The sequence below is a fragment of the Pseudomonas sp. NPDC090592 genome (assembly GCF_044769185.1).
Taxonomy (GTDB): domain Bacteria; phylum Pseudomonadota; class Gammaproteobacteria; order Pseudomonadales; family Pseudomonadaceae; genus Aquipseudomonas.
On sequence record NZ_JBIVXJ010000052.1, the window covers coordinates 1 to 17,737 of the forward strand.

Genomic DNA, 17,737 nt, shown 5'->3' on the forward strand with positions numbered 1-17,737 from the left:
AGCGCTTGACGGGCATCCATGCCCGTCACCTCCCTCCGCAAGCCCTCCGCTCGGCCTCCTGAAGTCGCGAAGATCAAGATCAAGATCAAGATCAAGATCAAGATCAAGATCAAGATCAAGATCAAGATCAAGAGCCAGCGCCAGCGCCAGCGCCAGCGTCAGCGTCAGCGTCAGCGTCAGCGTCAGCGCCGGATTCTCAGTATGCTGCAGGCAACGGAGTTGGACTGACGGCACCGACCAGCGGATTGTAGGCATCGGAAGCAAATTCGCACCCATTTGCAGTTGCTCCACGCGACGTGGCGCCTTAGACTGCCGCCCCCTGTAAAAGAGTGCCGGTTGGCGCTTGAAGAATTCCGCGGCCGATGCCAAGGCGTCGGCGGCACATGAATCGCCCAAATGCACATTTTTTCATAGAGAAATCGATGACCAAGGAACAGTTGCTGGCCATGTCGGCCGATGACTACATGAACGCTGAACAGCTGGCCTTCTTCACAGAGCTGCTGCAGGCGATGAAAGTCGAAACCCATGCACGCATCGAGCTCAGCCGCACCACCATCGAAGGCCTGGACACCCCGTCCGACCCTGCCGACGTGGCCTCGGTTGAAGAAGAGCGGAGCTGGCTGGTCAATGCAATCGACCGCGACCAGCGCTCGCTGCCTCAGCTGGAAATGGCCCTGGAACGGATCTCCGACGAGAGCTTCGGCTGGTGCGATGACAGTGGTGAGCCGATTGGCCTGAAGCGTCTGCTGATCAGCCCGACCACCAAGTACTGCATCGAAGCCCAAGAGCGCCACGAGCAGCTCGACCGCCACCAGCGCCAGGTATAACCCCGCGCGCGGTGTCAGCCCCACGGAGCGATCCCTGGGGCTTTTTGCGTTTGTGGCGGGCAGCCGGTTTTGTTGCCTTGCGCGTAACACTGATGTACCGGGAAGCGCTGTTTCATCGCTGGCGACGGGCGTATCATGGCAATATCGTTAGGGTGCTAATTAATTCCGGAGGGAATGATGAATAGCCGAGTCGATGTAGCCGTGATGATTGGCTCCGGTGTACCGGCCACTTTGCAGGCACTGGGCAAGCGCATCTGCTGGGTGGTGCTGGTCAATGGAGAACGCCGTGGCACTGCATTCGCCACGCGTGAGGAAGCGCTGGAGTGCCAGGTGGCCTGGCAGCAGCAACTGAAGAAAGGCCTGGCCGCCTGAAAATGTTTATTGCCTCTCGACGGGTTTCGGTGTTTTCGGGCATATTTGTCCTACAGTAAATGCGCACACGGATGCCAGGGCTTGTGTTCTTGCGGGCTCGCTCCCTTGATTGCGTTTAATGGCGAGTGATCTCAGCATCACGCTTCCCGAACCGGGAATGCGCCATGCGCCTTCGGTTGAAGGCGAATCTGGCAAACCAGAGTAAAGATTCCTGCGCGCTGCATCGTCAGCGGGCACAGACATTTCGTATATCGCTTTATTACTCTTATCGCCTATCGACAAGAAATGGCCGTGCCTCCCCGAGCTTGGGTGAGGGCGGGTTGTAACCGGTTGAGGATTACTTCATTGGCAGTCAGCACACTTGATACCCATGCGTTGTTCGCCCTGGGCGACTTGCGCGGTAAATTGGCCCACCTGTTCCAGGGCCGCTTTATCTATGTGACCGAACAGAATCCCGAAGGCCTGTACATGGCCGAGATCGACACCGAAAACGCTTTGGTGGTCGATGACAAACAGCGTCTCGAACTGAAAGTGGGTGACCACTTCCGCGCTGCCGTATTGCCCAGCCGTGAAGGCGGCAAGCTGGAAATGCGCTTTCGCGAAATCAAGTTGAATGTTTATGGCGTAGGCGATTATGCCTTCGTGTCGGTGCCTGAAGGTGAGGGCATCGTGTTCCGCGAGGGACATGGCGTGATGCTGGTCTTCGCTGCACAGCAACAAGTGCAGGAAGGCCTGGGCAAATTGCTGAAGGCGGTGACCGGCAAGGTTGCCAAATGGCGCAAAGGTGAGCTGACTACCTTCAAGGCCAGTGAATGACCGACGGTGATGAAGCGCCTGCCACGCGTGCGGAGTTTCATCGGCAGCATCAGGCCGATGCCGTAGCCGAGGCCGAGCGTTTGCTGGCCAGGCGCGAGGCGCTGCAAGGTGCGTGGCTGAGTTGGGTGGCGGGTGAGTTGTACCGGCTCGGCCCGCCCCCTTATGCCGCGATGGTTCGGCGAGAGTTGCAGCGCCTCAGCCAAGGGTGAGGCGGCAGCGCTTCAGTTGCCGCGGTCGCCGCCGCTGCTGACTTCTTCGGGCACCGGCTCCTTCGACATGCGCTTGCGAAACAGTGCAGCCCTGGCCAACAGCAGCGTGGTCACCGGCACGGTAATCGACAGCAGGATCGGAATCAGCCACGCGTGCAGTACCGGCGCCTCCTTCAGCCACGAGAAGTAGATGATCGAGGCCAGCGCCACGCACCAGGCGCCAATGGTCGAGGCCAGCGCCGGCGGGTGCATGCGCTGGAAGTAATCCTTAAGGCGCACCAGGCCTATCGCACCCAAAAGGGCGAACAGGCTGCCGGTCAGCAGCAGCGCGGCGGTGAGCAGCTCCAGCCAGAATGGCAGTACCAGGGTTTCAGTCATTCGATCACCTCACCGCGCAGCAGGAACTTGGCCAGGGCAAACGAGCCGACGAAGCCGAACAGCGCAATCAGCAGGGCACCTTCGAAGTAGGTGTCACTGGCATAACGGATGCCCAGCACCAGCATGGTCAGCATGGCCAGGATGTACAGGTAGTCCAGTGCCAGCACCCGGTCCTGGGCGGACGGGCCGCGGAACAGCCGGACCAGTGCCAGCGCCATGGCCAGCGCGAAGATGAACAGGCTGGCGAGAACAGCATGGGCAAGCAGGCCTGTCATTGGAAAATCTCCATCAGCGGGCGTTCGTAGGTGTCCTTGAAGTGCTGGATAAAGGCCGCCTCATCGTCCAGGTCAAATACATGCAGCAGCAGCACACTGCGGTCCAGCGCCAGTTCAGACCACACCGTGCCGGGTACTACAGTGGTGATCATCGACAGCGCCGCCAGGCCATGGGGGTCGTGCAGGGCCAGCGGGATATGCACGAATGCCGAGCGTGGTGGCTGCTTGCCGGCGCGTAGCACACTACGGGCTACCTGCAGGTTGGACATGATCACATCGATGCCGACCCGGCCGATCAGGCGGGCGATGACCAGCGGCCGGCGCACATGGGCATGCTGGGGGCGCAGCGGCGCCATCAGCAGCGGGGCCAGCACGCCAAGTACGGCACCCAGCAGCAGGTTACCGGGGCTTACCGAAAGGTTGAGCAGCAGCCACAGGCCGAACAGCGACACCGACAGCAGTGGGGCTGGGAACAGTCGGTTCATGGCTGCACCCCTGTGTCGAGCGAGGTGGGGCCTGGAATCGGCTTGGCTGCCATCACCGCCTTGATGTAGGTGTCTGGCGCCTGCAGGCTGGCGGCGGTGTCCTGGGTGTAGCGCAGCAGCGGCTCGGCCTTGAGGCTGAGGATGATGCACAGGCCAAGCAGGATGACGATAGGCAGGCACTCATAGCGGCGCAGTACGGGTGACGGGCGCTCTTCGGGCTTCCAGAAACGCAGGATGCCGACACGGCCGAAGGCGACCAGCGATGCCATGCCCGACAGGATCAACAGCGCCACCAGGACCCAGCCCGCAGCGCTCAACGGCTGCTCGGCCGGCACGCCCAGGCCCTGCGGGTTGAACAGTGCGCTGATCAGGTTGAGCTTGCCGACAAAGCCTGACAGCGGCGGCATGCCGATGATCAACAAGGCGCAGGCGATGAAGCTGAGGCCGAGGAAGGCCATGGTCCATGGGATGATCTGGCCGATCACCACCTTTTGCTCGTCGTCGAGGTTGATGCCCTTGGGCGGGTGTAGCGATTCCAGCGGTGGCGGTATGACGTCTTCTTCATCATCCAGCGGCAGCTCGTTGGCCGAGCGCGAGCGTTCGACCAGTTCGGCAAGCAGGAACAGCGCACACAGGGCAAGGGTCGAGTTGACCAGGTAGAACAGCGCCGCGCCGGTCAATGCGGCTTGCGCAAAGCCGACGGCGCCGAGCAGGGTGCCGGCCGAAACCAGAATGCTCAGGGCTGCCATTCGCTCCAGGCGCTGCGCGGCCAGGATCGATACCGCTGCTACTGCCAGGGTAACCAGGCCGCCGTATACCAGCCATTCGCCACCAAAATGGGCCGATGCCCCGGCTTGCCCGGAAAACAGCAGCGTCCACAGGCGCAGCACCGCGTACAAGCCGACCTTGGTCATGATGGCGAACAGTGCAGCTACGGGGGCGCTGGCCGACGCGTAGGCCGGCACCAACCAGAAATTCAGCGGCCAGATACCGGCCTTGGCCAGGAAGGCCATTGCCAGGATGGCCGCGCCGGCATGCAGCAGGCCACGGTCGGCCTCCGGCACCAGTGGAATCTTCAGTGCCAGGTCGGCCATGTTCAGGGTGCCGGTCACGCCGTACAACATCGCCGCGCCGATCAGGAACAACGAGGAAGCGAACAGGTTGATGGCGATGTAATGCAGGCCGGCTCGCACCCGCGCACGTCCCGAGCCATGCAACAGCAAACCGTACGAGGCGGCCAGCAGCACTTCGAAGAAGACGAACAGGTTGAACAGGTCTGCGGTAAGGAAGGCGCCATAAAGGCCCATCAGCTGAATCTGAAACAACGCATGGAAGCTGGCCCCGGCGCTGTCCCAGCGGGCACGGGCAAACAGCAGGGCGCTGAAGCCGATGACCCCGGTCAGGGTCAGCAGCAGCGCGGACAGGTGGTCGACTACCAGCACGATACCGAACGGTGCCGGCCAGTTGCCCGGCAGGTAGACACCGATCGACTCCGCCTGCCCCTGGGTACGCACCCACAGCAGCAGGCTGACTGCGATGGCCAGGCCGGCGAAGGTTGACAGCAGGTTCAGCCGGGCCTTGATCTGCCGGTGCTTTTCGCCCAGCAGCAACATGACTGCAGCGGTGATCAGTGGTAGCAGGATGGGCGCTACGATCAGTTGGCTCATACCATTCATTCGTCACGCTCCCGGCCATCCACGTGGTCGGTACCGGTCAGGCCGCGTGAAGCCAGCAACACCACCAGGAACAGTGCGGTCATGGCAAAGCTGATGACGATGGCGGTGAGCACCAGCGCCTGGGGGAGCGGGTCGGTGTAGTGCAGCAGGTCCTGGGTGACGCCATCCTTGATGATCGGTTCTTTGCCGATGAAGAGGCTGCCCATGCTGAAAATGAACAGATTGACCCCGTACGACAGCAGGCACAGGCCCATGATCACCTGGTAGGTACGAGGGCGCAGGATCAGCCACACACCCGAGGCGGCCAGCACGCCGATGGCGACTGCAATCACTTCTTCCATCAGGCGGCTCCTGCTTGGCTGGTTTTCGCCGGGTTGCCCGGGCGGTAGGCGCGCACCGACTGGTGCGCCAGGGCAGTGAGGATCAGCAGGGTAGAGCCGACCACCACCGTGTACACGCCGACATCGAAGAACAGCGCGCTGGCCACGTGCACATCACCCAGCAGCGGCAGGTGCAGGTGGGCAGTGTGAGTGGTAAGGAACGGGTAGCCCAGCAGCATGGCACCGACCCCGGTCAGGGTCGCGCACAGCAGCCCGGTGCCCATCCAGCGCAAAGGACGCAGGCTCATCTGCGCCTCGACCCACTGGGTGCCGGCCACCATGTACTGCAGGATGAACGCCACCGACATCACCAGGCCGGCGACAAAGCCCCCGCCTGGCTGGTTGTGGCCACGCATGAACAGGTACATCGATACCAGCAGGGCGACTGGCAGCAGCAGGCGTACCAGCACGGCAGGCACCATCATGAACCCCAGGGCAGTGTCGGTGGCGTGCCGAGGGTTGATCAGGTCGGTGACCACATCCGGCGCCAGCAGGCGCTGCTGTGCAGGCAGTTGCATGCTTTCTTTCGGTGGGCGGAAGCGCCGCAGCAGGGCGAATACGGTCAGCGCCACGGCCACCAGCACGGTGATTTCACCCAGGGTATCGAAGCCGCGGAAGTCGACCAGCATGACATTGACCACGTTGGTGCCGCCGCCCTGGGGCAGTGCCCGGCTCAGGTAGAACGAGGAAATGTCGTTGGGCGTTGGCCGGGTCAGCATGGCGTAGGACAGTACGGCCATGCCGCCACCGACGAGCACGGCCAGCAGCAGGTCGCGCAGGCGGCGCATGCGCGCGCGCTCCAGGCTACCGGGTAACGGCGAAACGCCTTCGATACGCCGCGGCAGCCAGCGCAGGCCAAGCAGGATGAGTACGGTGGTGACCACTTCGACCACCAGCTGGGTCAGGGCCAGGTCGGGTGCTGAGAACCAGACAAAGGTGATGCAGGTCATCAGGCCGCAGACACTGACCATGATCAGTGCCGCCAGGCGGTGGTATTTGGCCTGGTAGGCGGCGCCGATGGCGCAGGCAATTGCGATCAGCCACAGCGCGACAAACACGCCCGAACCCGGAATTTTCGGCCGCTCGCCCCAGCTCAGGCCACTGTAGAGCATGGGCGTGAGGCCGGCGAGGAAGGCCGCGAGCACCAGCATGAACAGCTGCGACTGCAGGCGGCGGCTGGTGAACAGGCGTTCGATACGACGTGCCAGCACCATCAGGTGAACCTGGCCGTGCTCGAACAGGCGCTTGCCGTTGAAACGCTCGATCACCGGTGGGTAAGGGAAGCGGCCCAGGCGCAGCTGCTTGCGCAGCAACAGGTACAGCACGATACCGCCGCTCATGGCCACCAGGCTCATGATCAGTGGCGCATTCCAGCCATGCCAGATGGCCAGGCTGTATTCCGGCAGGGTGCCGCCTACTACTGGCAGGGCCGCGGCAGCCAGCAGCGGGCCAACCGACTGGGCGGGGAAGATGCCCACCACCAGGCAGGTAAGCACCAGCAACTCGACCGGCGCCCGCATCCAGCGTGGCGGCTCGTGGGGCGTGTGGGGCAGGTCCTGCGCGGTGGGGCCGAAAAATACATCCACGGTAAAGCGCAGGGCGTAGGCCACGCTGAAGGTGCCGGCCAGTGTGGCGATTACCGGCAACGTTGCTTCGACCCAGGCGGTGGAGCTGATGAACACCGTTTCGGCGAAGAACATTTCCTTGGACAGGAAGCCGTTCATCAGGGGTACGCCGGCCATCGAGGCGCTGGCCACCATGGCCAGGGTGGCGGTATAGGGCACCAGGCGGATCAGCCCGCTGAGGCGGCGGATGTCCCGCGTACCGCTTTCATGGTCGATGATGCCGGCGGCCATGAACAACGAGGCCTTGAAGGTAGCGTGGTTAAGAATGTGGAACACCGCGGCAACGGCGGCCAGTGGACTGTTCAGGCCCAGCAACAGGGTAATGAGGCCCAGGTGACTGATGGTCGAGTACGCCAGCAGGCCCTTGAGGTCGTTCTGGAACATGGCGGCGAAGGCGCCGAGCAGCAGGGTGAGGGCGCCGGCACCGCCGACGATCCAGAACCATTCTTCGCTACCCGACAGCACCGGCCACAGGCGCGCCAGCAGGAACACCCCGGCCTTGACCATGGTGGCGGAATGCAGATAGGCCGAAACCGGCGTGGGTGCTGCCATGGCATGAGGCAGCCAGAACTGGAAGGGGAACTGTGCGCTCTTGCTCAGGGCGCCAATGAGGATCAGGGGCAGCAGCACCGGGTACAGCGCATGCTGGCGGATGATGTCGCCGGCAGCCAGGACCTTGTCCAGGTCGTAGCTGCCGACCACATGGCCGAGCAGCAACGCCCCTACCAGCAGGCACAAGCCGCCCGCGCCGGTCACCATCAGCGCCATGTAGGCGCCGCGGCGGGCGTCGGCGCGGTGGTGCCAATAGCCGATCAGCAGGAAGGAAAACAGGCTGGTCAGCTCCCAGAAGAACACCAGCTGGATCAGGTTGCCGGAGATCACCAGGCCGAGCATGGTGCCCATGAAGGCGAGGAAGAAGGCGAAGAAGCGCGGTACCGGGTCCTGCGGCGACATGTAGTAGCGCGCATACAGCGAAACCAGCGTGCCGATGCCCAACACCAGCAGCGAGAACAGCCAGGCAAAGCCGTCCATGCGCAGCACCAGGTTCAACCCCAGGCTGGGCAGCCAGAGAAACTCTTCGCGAATGACGCCCCCGTGGGCAACCTGAGGGTACAGCAGTGCTACCTGGACGGTGCCGACCAGGGCCACGAGCCCGGCGAGAATGGACTCGGCGTTACGTGCGTTGTGCGGCAGCACGGCTGCCAGGCAACTGCCCACGAACGGCAGAAGCAATAGCACTATCAATGACATAGCGTTCTATTCTGAATAGGTTTGCCAAGGATCATACGTGCCGAGGGGGTGATCACCAACACGCAAGCTGTCGCAGAATCCTACAAACAGGCTGTTACAAGCTGTTTTTTTATAACAGTTTTTTACAAAGCATAGTCGCTGTTGGCGACTTTACAGCCCGGCCTGGCGTTCGCCTTCAGATTGCGCCTCTTGTACTTCGGTGGTTTCGCGGGGGCGGCGTACCTTGAGTTCGCTGACCACCACTGCGATCACGATCAGCAAACCGCCGAGCAGCGCCACGCCTGGCAGGCGTTCGCCGGCAATGCGCCCGACGACACCGGCCCATACAGGCTCACCTGCATAGATGAGGGTGGCGCGGGTAGGCGACACCGACTTCTGCGCCCAGTTCATTGCCACCTGGATCACTGCGCTCATGGCGCCCAGGCCCACTGCGCTTGCCAGCAAGAGCCAGGAGAAGTCGGGGATGCGCTCCTGGGTCGGCACGATCATCAGAAACGCCAGCAGCGAAGCGGTTGCCAGTTGCACCACGGTGACCCGGCGCACATCGACCTGGCCGGCATAGCGGCTGATCAGGATGATTTCGGCGGCAATGGCGACGGCGCTGACCAGGGTAACAACCTCGCCCTCGCTGAAGTGCAGGCTGCCGCCCTCCGGCCCGGCCAGCAGCATCAGGCCGATGAACGCCAGGCAAATGCCGATGCTGGGCATCAGGCCTGGGCGACGGCCCAGCACCAGCCACTGCAACAGCGGCACGAACGGCACGTACAGTGCAGTGATGAACGCCGATTGGCTGCTGCTGATGGTTTGCAGGCCCATGGTTTGCAAGCCATAGCCCAGCATGATCGACACACCGATCAGCATGCCGGCCTTGAGTTCGGTGAGGGTAAGCCCCGGCAACGCTCGCGCCGAGACCACGCCAACGAACAGTGCGGCCGCCGCAAAGCGCAGGCCGACGAAGAACATCGGGCCGCTGACGGTCATCACGTTATGTACCAGCAGGAAGGTGCCACCCCACAGCATGGTGATGAACACCAGCACCAGCTCCGCCTTGCTCAGGCGAAAAGTAACGGTAGGGGTCGGTTTGTTGCTGGCCTGGCTCATGGTCTTGCGCACTCGGAGGGGGCGGCGCACAATCGCCGCAAAGTGGGCAGTATACTGCGCAATCTTGACCTGTGAGCAATATAGTGCACAAAGATTCTTCGCACCGGGCATCGGTGCTGCAACACGTCAGCCTTAATGTGCGCAGCTTGCGCAACGCTGCCGGCATGAGCCAGACGGCGTTGGCCGAACGCTCCGGGGTCAGCCGGCGCATGCTGGTGGCGATCGAAGCGGGCGAAAAGAACGTCAGCCTGACCACCCTCGACTTGATCGCCGAAGCCTTGGGGGTGGCTTTCAGTACCCTGATCCAGGCACCCGACCAACGCGACCCCGGCCGCATCGAGGAACTGGCCTGGGCCGGTGAGCACCCGCAGAGCAGGGCGGTGCTGTTGGGCACCAGCGCTGCACGGCGCGAAGTGGAGCTTTGGGAGTGGACCCTGGCACCGGGCGAGTGCTACTCCAGCGAGGCGGATGCCGAAGGCTGGAGCGAGCAGATCTACGTGGCGCAAGGGCAGCTGACACTGGTCATCGAAGGGGCCGAGCACTGCCTGCAGGTGGGGCAGTTTCATGTATTCCCCAGCAACTGCCGGTATGCCTACCGCAACGATGGTGCCGTTGCGGTGCGCTTCGTGCGTAATGTGGTGATTTGAGGTTGCCCGTTCAACTGCCCAGCAACTCATCGGTTTTCACTACCTTGGCATAGGCAAATGCCAATGCCGCCATCGCCGAGTCATGTACCTGCGCCGCCGGCACCTGCTTGCCGTCGAATTCCAGCGGCAGGGTTGCGCAGGCATCATGCGCCACGGTCACCGTGTAGCCCAGATCGGCAGCAGCACGGGTGGCGGCGTCGATGCACATGTGGCTCATGCTGCCGACGATGGTCAGGGCCTCGACGCCATGTTGCTCCAGCGTGTCCTCAAGGCAGGTGCCGAGGAAGGCGTTGACCTTGTGCTTGAGCACCACCGGCTCGCCTGCTGCAGGTTTGACCTTGGCGTGGATGGCTGCGCCCTGGGAGCCAGGCGCGAAGAAAGGCGCATCGGCACTGTCGAACTCATGGCGCACATGCACCACCAGGTCGCCGCGTTGGCGCGCCGCAGCCAGCAGCCGGGCAGCGTTCTCGGCCGCCCGGTCGGCGCCATCGAGGGGCCACTTGCCGCCCGGGAAGTAGTCGTTCTGGATGTCGATGATGATCAGCGCCTGCTTGTTCATGCTGCCTCCTGTGGCAGTAGTCGTTGGTAGGCGTTAGTTATAGGCTGTGTGCACGAACCTGTGGATTGGCGCGAACGACACTATGCGGGCAAAAACTGACACTCCTGCCAGCCTGGACATCGGCCTGTTGCTGTACCCCGGCGTGCAGCGCGCCGCCGTGCATGGCCTGGCCGACCTGTTCCTGGTGGCCAACCGGGTTGCGGCGGAACTGGGAGCCGTCGAATTGCCACAAGTGCGCGTCAGTTTCTGGCAGGTTGATGAGGGCGGGCGGATGCTGGCTGCCCAGGACAGCCCTGACGTGGCTTCGGCAGGCTTGCGTGTATTGATCGTTCCCCCGAGCCTGGAGTCGGCCCCGCAAGCCGAGCTGCTTGAACGTCACCGCGCGTCGCTGTGCCAACTGCACGGCCGCGGTACCGTACTGGCGTCGGTGTGTATCGGGGTATTTTTCATTGCCGCCAGCGGCCTGCTCGACGACCGCCCCGCCTGCACCCACTGGAACTATGTGCAGGCACTTGCCCAGCGCTTCCCCCGCGTGCGGGTTGAGTCCCAGCAGCCGCTGCTGGATGATGGTGATATCGTGACCTCTGCCGGGTTGATGGCCTGGACCGGGCTGGGCTTGCGCCTGCTGGAGCGTTTTCTAGGGGGGACGGTGGCGCGGGAGACGGCTCGCTACCTGGCCGTCGACCCGGTCGCGGCACCGCTGCCTGGGGCAGTGTTCAACCCGCGCCTGGATCACGGTGACGAGGCAGTACTCAAAGTGCAGCACTGGTTGCAGGGCAATGGCGGGCAGGAAGGCGACCTTGCCGCCATGGCGGCGTGTGCCGGTTTGGAAGCGCGTACGTTCTTGCGGCGTTTTCGTACCGCTACCGGGCTGCGCCCGACCGAGTACTGCCAGCAGGTGAGGGTGGGGCGGGCGTGCCGTTTGCTGGAGTTCACCCGACGCAATGTCGAACAGATCGCCTGGGGTGTCGGTTATCAGGACCCGAGCGCGTTCCGCAAGGTATTCCAGCGCATTACCGGCCTTACCCCGAGTGACTATCGGCGGCGTTTTGCAGTACCCGGCCAAGGCTGATGAAAACCGCTTGACCTTGACTTTACTTGAGGTTTTACCCTGCTCGGCATCGCGCTGCATGCGCCCGTAGCCAGGAGACCGCCAATGTCGGCAAGCCCTCAGCCCCTGTGGTTCACCCAGATGATCGAATACCAAGTGCCCCGCATGTGCCAGCAAGCGCTGGTCCAGGCCCTGGTGGTGCGCAGCGAAGTGCTGGCCACGCGTTGTGAAGGGCTGCAGGGGGTCAGCATCCAGGCCAGTGACGATGGCAGCCGGGTGCTGCAATACCTGCAATGGCAGTCCCGCCAGGCCTGGTCGGCGGCGGCCGTGTACTTCGTCGAGGAGCCCTTCCTTGAGCTGCTGGCGCAGCATCAGGCGAGCGGGTTGAATTTTGCTGCCTACCAGACCCTGCGCAGCCTGGTGCGCGGCAACGACGGCGGCCTGCATTGTGAGGTAGGCGGGCCTCAGGCATACCAAGGCGCGTAATGCGGGTAGCGGTCGAGACGGGCACCGATGACCATTTCACTGATCCATGCTGCCAGGATCGAGCTGTAGGCCTTCTGGCTGGCTTCGCTGGATAAGGCATGGTCGGCGCCGTCGACGATACGGTGGGTGAGCGAGTGGGCGCTGGCGAATGCCGAGCGGTAGCTCATCAGCGTGCTGTGCGGCACGTAGTCGTCCTGCTCGGACTCCACCAGCAGCACATCCCCGCCAAACTCGGCACAAGCCGCCAGCGCGCGGTTGTCTGCCGGCCCCAGTGGGCTGTGGCGGTAGGCATTCAGGCGCTGGCGGTCAAGGGTTTGTTTGGGGGTGTCCCATTCGTCATCCCAGTACAGCGCGGGCACCCGCAGCGCCAGCCATCTGACGGGCCGCTCGCGGGTCAGCAAGGTGGCCAGGTAGCCACCGTAGCTGCTGCCAATGATGGCGATGGCACTGCTGTCTACGGCCGGGTGGCTGAGCAGCCGGTCATAGGCTACCCGCAAATCCTGCAGGTTCTGCTCCCGGGTGACGATCAGGCGTTGGCTTTCGGTCTTTTCGTGACCGCGCAAGTCGAAGGTCATGCACACACACCCCAGCCCGGTGATGTGCCGGGCGCGGGCCAGGTCACGCTGCTGGCTGCCGCCCCATCCATGGACGAAGAGAATGCCCGGCATTTTGCTGCCGGGGCTGACCAGGGTGGCGGCGATGCTGTCGTTTTCCACTTGCAGTTCAACGGTTTCACTCTGAATGGTCATGTTCGCGGATCCGTGCAAATTTGCTGAGTTGTCCGAGTTCACTGTCGTTTCCTTGATAGAAGAGAGTGGCGTCAGTGGGCAGGTCAGGTGTGCCGTACACTTCATGTGTGGAGGCGCGGACCCGCTGCAAGGCCGGGTCATCGCTAAAAGCCTGCAATGCCAGCAACTCGGCGCTGCTGGCACCGCCCAGCCGCCAGGACTGTTCCAGTACACCGCTGCGCAGGTGGCCCTGGGCATCGACGCCGCGGGCGATGTCGTAGTTGCGACGGGAGGCGATGAAGCCCGGGAAGTGCTGTTCGGCGGCTTGCTCGTAGGTCATGGCCTGGTTGATAGCCAGGCGCAGGTGATCTTCCAGCGGTAATTGCAGCAACGCTTGATAGTCACCCCGTACCACCACCAGGTCGGAACCGCCGTACACTTCGGTGCCCTGATGGTCGTGGGTGAGTTGCTGGGTGCCGTGATAGCTACAATTCAGGCCGGCCACACGTACTTGGCCGACGCTGAAGGTTTGTACGTCGCTCAGGTCTTCTTCGAGAACCAGGCCCCATAGCGCCAGCGCTTCATCATCCATGCCTGCCAGCAATGGCTCCAGCGCATTCGCTGTGGTGATGACCTGCTGCCCGCGGCCGGCGCAAGCCAGCACGGGCTTGACCCGCAAGGGACCATCGACCAGTAGCAACTGGGCAGCGGTGCGCGCATCGGCCTTGCTGAATACGGTGTAGCCGCGCAGCAAGGCGTCGCTTGCCTGCCGGGCGAAAGCATCGGTCCAGCCCGGCGGAAAGCTGGCCCCGGCCGGCAATGGATGCGAGATGGCCTTGGTCGCCATGTAGGGGGACGCAACCAGCCCGCCGAACAGGTCCTGCTCACCGCAGATGCCGATGGCCGCATAGCGTTTGCTGTCGATCAGGGTTTCGGTAGGCAGAAAGTAGTAGCCGTCGCCGACAGAGGGCGAGTGGGCGGGTTGTACGCACTGGCAGCCCAACAGACGGGCCAGGCCATCGGCGAGCTTGAGGTGGACGGCATGCTCATGTTCGGGCGTGTGCGTGCGGGTGTCGAGCAGCACCACGCCGGTTTTCGGTTTGCAGGCACTGGGCATGGTCGATTGCCTGTGTGCAATGAATGTACTGTGTGTGAAGCCGATACCGTATGGAAGTTCAGCGAGAGTGGATCGGTGGTGCGACTGTTGTAGGACGCTTCCGGTTGATTCAGGTTGCGATTGCAGGGCTCTGGCGGCTGTTCCATTATCGGCATATTGGATCAACCGTGATGTAGCCGCAGGAGAGCGCATGAACGTCCAGACCCCCCTTGAGCAAAGCGTGCCGCAGCGCCTGGCACGCCTGCGTCAGGCCATGGCGGCAGAGGGCATCAATGCCTTGCTGGTACCCTCGGCCGACCCTCACCTTTCCGAATACCTGCCCGGTTACTGGCAGGGGCGCCAGTGGCTGTCGGGTTTTTACGGCTCGGTTGGCACATTGGTTGTCACGTCCGGCTTCGCCGGGTTGTGGGTCGATAGCCGCTACTGGGAACAGGCTGATCACGAACTGGCCGGCAGCGGTATCGAGCTGATGAAGCTGTTGCCCGGCAAACCCGGGGCGCTGGAGTGGCTGGGCGAGAACGTTGAGGCAAACGGCAGCGTCGCGGTGGATGGTGCGGTCATGGCGTTGGCCTCGGCGCGTCAGCTGCGTGAGCGGCTGAAGGGGCGCGGCGCAAGGTTGGTCACCGACAGGGACCTGCTGGGGCAAGTCTGGGATGGGCGCCCGGCGCTGCCGGGCAACCCGGTGTACCAGCATCTACCGCCGCATGCGACGGTGAACCGGGCGGAAAAGCTCGCGCAGTTGCGTCAGGGCATGCTGGCCAAGGGCGCCGACTGGCATTTCATTGCTACCCTCGATGACATCGCCTGGCTGTTCAACCTGCGTGGTAGCGATGTTTCCTACAACCCGGTGTTCCTGGCCTTTGCCTTGATCAATCAGCAGCAGGCCATTCTGTTCGTTGGTCAGGACAAGCTGGACGCGCATTTGCGCCAGGTGCTGGCAGCCGATGGCATCGAGGTGCGCGACTATAGCGAAGCGGGCAAGGCACTGAGTGCTGTCCCTGCCGGGAGCCGGTTGCTGGTGGATCCGGCGCGAGTTACCTGTGGCCTGCTGGAAAGCCTGCCCACAGAGGTGTCGCTGATCGAGGGGATCAACCCCACCACCCTGAGCAAGTCATGCAAGGGTGATGAAGACCTGGTGCACATTCGCCAGGCCATGGAGCAGGATGGCGCCGCCTTGTGCGAGTTCTTTGCCTGGTTGGAGGCCAGCCTGGGCAATGAGACAATCACCGAGCTGACGATTGACCAGCAGTTGAGTGCCGCGCGTGCCCGGCGCCCGAACTTCGTATCGCTGAGTTTTTCGACCATTGCCGCCTTCAATGGCAATGGTGCCATGCCGCATTACCGCGCCACCGAGCAGTCGCACGCGGTCATCGAGGGTGACGGGCTGCTGCTGATCGACTCGGGCGGGCAATACCTGGGCGGTACTACCGACATCACGCGCATGGTGCCAGTGGGCAACCCCAGCTACCCGCAGAAGCAGGATTGCACCCGGGTACTCAAAGGCATGATTGCTTTGTCACGTGCGACCTTTCCGCGTGGTGTGCTGTCGCCGCTGCTTGACGCCATTGCCCGGGCACCGATCTGGGCTGATCAGGTGGATTACGGGCACGGCACCGGCCACGGGGTAGGCTACTTCATGAACGTGCACGAGGGGCCGCAGGTGATTGCCTACCAGGCGGCACCCGCGCCGCAGACGGCGATGCAAGCGGGTATGATCAGCTCGATCGAGCCAGGTACGTACCGCCCGGGGCAATGGGGCGTGCGCATCGAGAACCTGGTGGTCAACCGCGAGGCCGGCAAGAGCGCTTTCGGCGACTTCCTTCACTTCGAGACCTTGACGCTGTGCCCGATCGATACCCGCTGCCTGCTACCCGAGCAGTTGGCGAAAGACGAACTGCAATGGCTGAATAGCTATCACACCAATGTGCGGGAGCGACTGGCGCCTTTGCTCAAGGGCGATGCCTTGGCCTGGCTGCAGATGCGTACAGCGCCGCTATAAAGGAAGGCAAATGAAAAGGGCAGCTCGCGAGCTGCCCTTTTTCTATTTGCAGATGACGATCATGCTGCGGCTGGTGTAGCCCGCCGGGTTGATGCCGAACAAGTAGTCACCGGCCTCTTCATCGTTATCACCCGAGCGGGCAATAACCCGGTAGCCGCGCGTACTGCAAGAGCTTGCGGCCTTGCTGTAGCAGTTGTCCCACGAGGAAGACAGGCCGGAGCAATTGATATGCAGGCCCTTCTTGCCCCTTTTGACCTCAGTCTTGGCTGTAGCGGCACATCCAGCAATAGCCAAGATGGCCAGGATGAGAAAAATACGTTTCATTCCTGTCCTTAAATGCAGGGTGGATCAGTAGCCTGGCCCTGTCGTTATCGCTTTGATTCGTCCTGAAATATCCCCAGCGTCCGTGTTCAGTCCAGTAGATAGCGTAAAGATGATGATTCTGCGACAGCTTAATCAGCGAGGCGGGCGGCTACAATCACTAATCCTGTCTCAAATGAAAATATTTCTCATATCAATCCGCTGCGACAGCCGGGGTGGGCTCCTTGCGCATGGACAGGGTAGTGCCAACCGAAGCGGCGATGATTGCACCGATCGCCAGCCATTGGGTGAACGTCAGCACCTCGCCGAGGAACAGCAGGCCGGACAGTGCGCCGAACGCCGGTTCGATGCTCATCAAGGTGCCGAAGGTGCGCGCCGGGATGCGCGTGAGGGCAATCATTTCCAGGCTGTAGGGCAGGGCGGTGGACAGCACCGCAACGGCCAGGGCCACGGGGATCAAGGCAGGCGTGAGCAGTGCGCTACCCGCATGGGCGATACCGATGGGGGCAACAAACAGGGCGGCGACTACCACCCCCAAGGCTGCGCTCTGGATACCGTGCTCGGCTCCGGCGCGCTGGCCGAAAAGAATGTAGAGCGCCCAGCATACGCCAGCGCCCAACGCATAAGCCGCGCCCACCGGGTCGAGTGCCTGGCCACCGTGGCCAGCTGGCAACAGCAGCAGCAGGCCGGCGATGGCCAAGGCAATCCACAGGAAGTCGATTGCCCGGCGCGAAGAGAAGATTGCCACTGCCAACGGGCCGGTGAACTCCAGCGCCACGGCAATGCCGATCGGAACTGTTTGCAGGGCCATATAGAAGAGGAAGTTCATGCCACCCAGCGCCATGCCATAGATGACCACGTTGCGCAGGGTGGTGGCGGTCATGCGTACCCGCCACGGGCGCAATATAAGCAGCATGATGATGCTGGCGAAGATCAGGCGCAGGGTGGTGGTGCCTTGCGCGCCAATCACGGGGAACATGCTTTTGGCCAAGGAGGCACCAGACTGGATCGATGCCATGGCGATAAGCAGCAGGCCGATCGGGAAGAGAGTGGCGGCCAGGCTGCGGGGTTGGGTGTTCATTTAGATGTGGCGATCCTTGGGTGGCGTGTGGGTTGAGCAATATAGTGCGCAATTGCCGGGGCGGGTGATAGCCCTGAAGTGACTTCGCAGGAAATATTTCAAATCATTGAAATTAAAGGTTGACCTGCCCGAAGACCGCCCTATAATGCGCACCATTCCAACGCGGTAGCGAAGCAAAGCTAGCCACCCTGTTGAGTCAAGTGTCTGAAGCTAAACGAGTTTCTCGCAAAAAACTTCAAAATAAACGCTTGACAGGCCCTGAGGAAAGCGTAGAATGCGCGCCTCGGTTGAGACGAAAAGCTCTTAACCAAACGCTCTTTAACAAATTGAATCAAGCAATTCGTGTGGGTGCT

21 protein-coding genes are annotated in these 17,737 nt (G+C 62.5%); 8 read left to right on the forward strand and 13 right to left on the reverse strand.

The features are described from left to right. Positions 1 to 291: hypothetical protein (locus ACIQUI_RS27875; protein WP_403204187.1), on the reverse strand; the 291-nt coding region annotated here is incomplete at its 3' end. Between the two features lie 131 nt (positions 292 to 422). Between ACIQUI_RS27875 and ACIQUI_RS27880 the strand changes: the two genes are divergently transcribed. The 4 genes from ACIQUI_RS27880 (at position 423) to ACIQUI_RS27895 (ending at position 2,224) form a co-directional block, all read left to right on the forward strand. Then, complete coding sequence (locus tag ACIQUI_RS27880; protein ID WP_391137901.1) at positions 423 to 827, forward strand: TraR/DksA C4-type zinc finger protein; 405 nt, start codon at positions 423 to 425, stop codon at positions 825 to 827. 177 nt (positions 828 to 1,004) lie between these two features. Further along, on the forward strand, positions 1,005 to 1,199 hold the full coding sequence (locus ACIQUI_RS27885) for a hypothetical protein (protein WP_391137904.1): 195 nt from the start codon (positions 1,005 to 1,007) through the stop codon (positions 1,197 to 1,199). Positions 1,200 to 1,544: 345 nt separating this feature from the next. Beyond that, the gene (locus ACIQUI_RS27890) at positions 1,545 to 2,015 is read left to right on the forward strand and encodes a hypothetical protein (protein WP_403204190.1); all 471 of its coding nucleotides are present in this window, start codon (positions 1,545 to 1,547) and stop codon (positions 2,013 to 2,015) included. Continuing rightward, positions 2,012 to 2,224 (forward strand): hypothetical protein, encoded by a 213-nt coding sequence (locus tag ACIQUI_RS27895; protein ID WP_403204193.1) that lies wholly within the window; start codon positions 2,012 to 2,014, stop codon positions 2,222 to 2,224. Before ACIQUI_RS27890 ends, ACIQUI_RS27895 begins: the two co-directional genes overlap by 4 nt. Before the next feature lie 12 nt (positions 2,225 to 2,236). Here ACIQUI_RS27895 and ACIQUI_RS27900 read toward each other — a convergent pair whose 3' ends face one another. The 7 genes from ACIQUI_RS27900 to ACIQUI_RS27930 all read right to left on the reverse strand — a co-directional run bounded on the left by ACIQUI_RS27900 (position 2,237) and on the right by ACIQUI_RS27930 (position 9,395). After that, entirely contained in the window at positions 2,237 to 2,602 is a 366-nt protein-coding gene (locus ACIQUI_RS27900) for a Na+/H+ antiporter subunit G (protein ID WP_403204195.1), read from the reverse strand. Next, on the reverse strand, positions 2,599 to 2,877 hold the full coding sequence (locus tag ACIQUI_RS27905) for a K+/H+ antiporter subunit F (RefSeq protein WP_391137916.1): 279 nt from the start codon (positions 2,875 to 2,877) through the stop codon (positions 2,599 to 2,601). The genes ACIQUI_RS27900 and ACIQUI_RS27905 overlap by 4 nt, the downstream gene beginning before the upstream one ends. Continuing rightward, the gene (locus ACIQUI_RS27910) at positions 2,874 to 3,362 is read right to left on the reverse strand and encodes a Na+/H+ antiporter subunit E (protein ID WP_403204197.1); all 489 of its coding nucleotides are present in this window, start codon (positions 3,360 to 3,362) and stop codon (positions 2,874 to 2,876) included. Before ACIQUI_RS27910 ends, ACIQUI_RS27905 begins: the two co-directional genes overlap by 4 nt. Continuing rightward, positions 3,359 to 5,038 (reverse strand): monovalent cation/H+ antiporter subunit D, encoded by a 1,680-nt coding sequence (locus ACIQUI_RS27915; RefSeq protein ID WP_403204199.1) that lies wholly within the window; start codon positions 5,036 to 5,038, stop codon positions 3,359 to 3,361. Before ACIQUI_RS27915 ends, ACIQUI_RS27910 begins: the two co-directional genes overlap by 4 nt. Further along, on the reverse strand, positions 5,035 to 5,379 hold the full coding sequence (locus ACIQUI_RS27920; RefSeq protein ID WP_003250128.1) for a Na+/H+ antiporter subunit C: 345 nt from the start codon (positions 5,377 to 5,379) through the stop codon (positions 5,035 to 5,037). The genes ACIQUI_RS27915 and ACIQUI_RS27920 overlap by 4 nt, the downstream gene beginning before the upstream one ends. After that, a complete protein-coding gene (locus ACIQUI_RS27925) occupies positions 5,379 to 8,294 on the reverse strand; it encodes a monovalent cation/H+ antiporter subunit A (RefSeq protein WP_403204201.1) in 2,916 nt (971 codons plus the stop codon). The genes ACIQUI_RS27920 and ACIQUI_RS27925 overlap by 1 nt, the downstream gene beginning before the upstream one ends. A 150-nt stretch (positions 8,295 to 8,444) precedes the next feature. Beyond that, positions 8,445 to 9,395 carry a DMT family transporter gene (locus ACIQUI_RS27930; RefSeq protein ID WP_403204203.1) on the reverse strand — a complete coding sequence of 317 codons (951 nt, stop codon included), beginning with the start codon at positions 9,393 to 9,395 and terminating at the stop codon, positions 8,445 to 8,447. Positions 9,396 to 9,478: 83 nt separating this feature from the next. Here ACIQUI_RS27930 and ACIQUI_RS27935 point away from each other — a divergent pair, with 83 nt between their 5' ends. Further along, positions 9,479 to 10,042 (forward strand): helix-turn-helix domain-containing protein, encoded by a 564-nt coding sequence (locus ACIQUI_RS27935; protein WP_403204205.1) that lies wholly within the window; start codon positions 9,479 to 9,481, stop codon positions 10,040 to 10,042. Between the two features lie 10 nt (positions 10,043 to 10,052). Here ACIQUI_RS27935 and ACIQUI_RS27940 read toward each other — a convergent pair whose 3' ends face one another. Beyond that, a complete protein-coding gene (locus ACIQUI_RS27940; RefSeq protein WP_403204207.1) occupies positions 10,053 to 10,601 on the reverse strand; it encodes a cysteine hydrolase family protein in 549 nt (182 codons plus the stop codon). 82 nt (positions 10,602 to 10,683) lie between these two features. On the opposite strand from ACIQUI_RS27940, the gene ACIQUI_RS27945 reads away from it, so the two are divergent. Both ACIQUI_RS27945 and ACIQUI_RS27950 read left to right on the forward strand, forming a co-directional pair. Then, positions 10,684 to 11,673, forward strand: coding sequence for a GlxA family transcriptional regulator (locus ACIQUI_RS27945; protein ID WP_403204209.1), 990 nt, complete (start codon positions 10,684 to 10,686; stop codon positions 11,671 to 11,673). A gap of 84 nt (positions 11,674 to 11,757) precedes the next feature. Then, entirely contained in the window at positions 11,758 to 12,138 is a 381-nt protein-coding gene (locus tag ACIQUI_RS27950; protein WP_403204211.1) for an antibiotic biosynthesis monooxygenase, read from the forward strand. Here the strand turns inward: ACIQUI_RS27950 and ACIQUI_RS27955 are convergent. Beyond that, a complete protein-coding gene (locus tag ACIQUI_RS27955; RefSeq protein WP_403204213.1) occupies positions 12,117 to 12,887 on the reverse strand; it encodes an alpha/beta hydrolase family protein in 771 nt (256 codons plus the stop codon). The two genes, ACIQUI_RS27950 and ACIQUI_RS27955, sit on opposite strands and share 22 nt — an antisense overlap. Beyond that, positions 12,871 to 13,983 carry a DUF3182 family protein gene (locus ACIQUI_RS27960; protein ID WP_403204215.1) on the reverse strand — a complete coding sequence of 371 codons (1,113 nt, stop codon included), beginning with the start codon at positions 13,981 to 13,983 and terminating at the stop codon, positions 12,871 to 12,873. Before ACIQUI_RS27960 ends, ACIQUI_RS27955 begins: the two co-directional genes overlap by 17 nt. 190 nt (positions 13,984 to 14,173) lie before the next feature. Here ACIQUI_RS27960 and ACIQUI_RS27965 point away from each other — a divergent pair, with 190 nt between their 5' ends. Beyond that, positions 14,174 to 15,982: an aminopeptidase P family protein gene (locus tag ACIQUI_RS27965; protein ID WP_403204218.1), complete on the forward strand. Its 1,809-nt coding sequence runs from the start codon at positions 14,174 to 14,176 to the stop codon at positions 15,980 to 15,982. 42 nt (positions 15,983 to 16,024) lie between these two features. Here the strand turns inward: ACIQUI_RS27965 and ACIQUI_RS27970 are convergent, their stop codons facing one another. After that, entirely contained in the window at positions 16,025 to 16,306 is a 282-nt protein-coding gene (locus ACIQUI_RS27970; protein ID WP_021783182.1) for a hypothetical protein, read from the reverse strand. Positions 16,307 to 16,496: 190 nt separating this feature from the next. Beyond that, positions 16,497 to 17,384, reverse strand: a complete 888-nt coding sequence (gene rhtA, locus ACIQUI_RS27975) for a threonine/homoserine exporter RhtA (protein ID WP_403204220.1) — start codon at positions 17,382 to 17,384, stop codon at positions 16,497 to 16,499. Positions 17,385 to 17,737: the final 353 nt, after the last annotated feature.

Bases quoted from the DNA above. Each gene is read 5' to 3' on its own strand.
- ACIQUI_RS27880 (WP_391137901.1), top strand. From the start codon at position 423: ATGACCAAGGAACAGTTGCTGGCCATGTCGGCCGATGACTACATGAAC.
- ACIQUI_RS27885 (WP_391137904.1), top strand. From the start codon at position 1,005: ATGAATAGCCGAGTCGATGTAGCCGTGATGATTGGCTCCGGTGTACCG.
- ACIQUI_RS27895 (WP_403204193.1), top strand. From the start codon at position 2,012: ATGACCGACGGTGATGAAGCGCCTGCCACGCGTGCGGAGTTTCATCGG.
- ACIQUI_RS27900 (WP_403204195.1), bottom strand. From the start codon at position 2,602: ATGACTGAAACCCTGGTACTGCCATTCTGGCTGGAGCTGCTCACCGCC.
- ACIQUI_RS27905 (WP_391137916.1), bottom strand. From the start codon at position 2,877: ATGACAGGCCTGCTTGCCCATGCTGTTCTCGCCAGCCTGTTCATCTTC.
- ACIQUI_RS27910 (WP_403204197.1), bottom strand. From the start codon at position 3,362: ATGAACCGACTGTTCCCAGCCCCACTGCTGTCGGTGTCGCTGTTCGGC.
- ACIQUI_RS27915 (WP_403204199.1), bottom strand. From the start codon at position 5,038: ATGAATGGTATGAGCCAACTGATCGTAGCGCCCATCCTGCTACCACTG.
- ACIQUI_RS27920 (WP_003250128.1), bottom strand. From the start codon at position 5,379: ATGGAAGAAGTGATTGCAGTCGCCATCGGCGTGCTGGCCGCCTCGGGT.
- ACIQUI_RS27925 (WP_403204201.1), bottom strand. From the start codon at position 8,294: ATGTCATTGATAGTGCTATTGCTTCTGCCGTTCGTGGGCAGTTGCCTG.
- ACIQUI_RS27930 (WP_403204203.1), bottom strand. From the start codon at position 9,395: ATGAGCCAGGCCAGCAACAAACCGACCCCTACCGTTACTTTTCGCCTG.
- ACIQUI_RS27940 (WP_403204207.1), bottom strand. From the start codon at position 10,601: ATGAACAAGCAGGCGCTGATCATCATCGACATCCAGAACGACTACTTC.
- ACIQUI_RS27945 (WP_403204209.1), top strand. From the start codon at position 10,684: ATGCGGGCAAAAACTGACACTCCTGCCAGCCTGGACATCGGCCTGTTG.
- ACIQUI_RS27950 (WP_403204211.1), top strand. From the start codon at position 11,758: ATGTCGGCAAGCCCTCAGCCCCTGTGGTTCACCCAGATGATCGAATAC.
- ACIQUI_RS27955 (WP_403204213.1), bottom strand. From the start codon at position 12,887: ATGACCATTCAGAGTGAAACCGTTGAACTGCAAGTGGAAAACGACAGC.
- ACIQUI_RS27960 (WP_403204215.1), bottom strand. From the start codon at position 13,983: ATGCCCAGTGCCTGCAAACCGAAAACCGGCGTGGTGCTGCTCGACACC.
- ACIQUI_RS27965 (WP_403204218.1), top strand. From the start codon at position 14,174: ATGAACGTCCAGACCCCCCTTGAGCAAAGCGTGCCGCAGCGCCTGGCA.
- ACIQUI_RS27970 (WP_021783182.1), bottom strand. From the start codon at position 16,306: ATGAAACGTATTTTTCTCATCCTGGCCATCTTGGCTATTGCTGGATGT.
- rhtA (WP_403204220.1), bottom strand. From the start codon at position 17,384: ATGAACACCCAACCCCGCAGCCTGGCCGCCACTCTCTTCCCGATCGGC.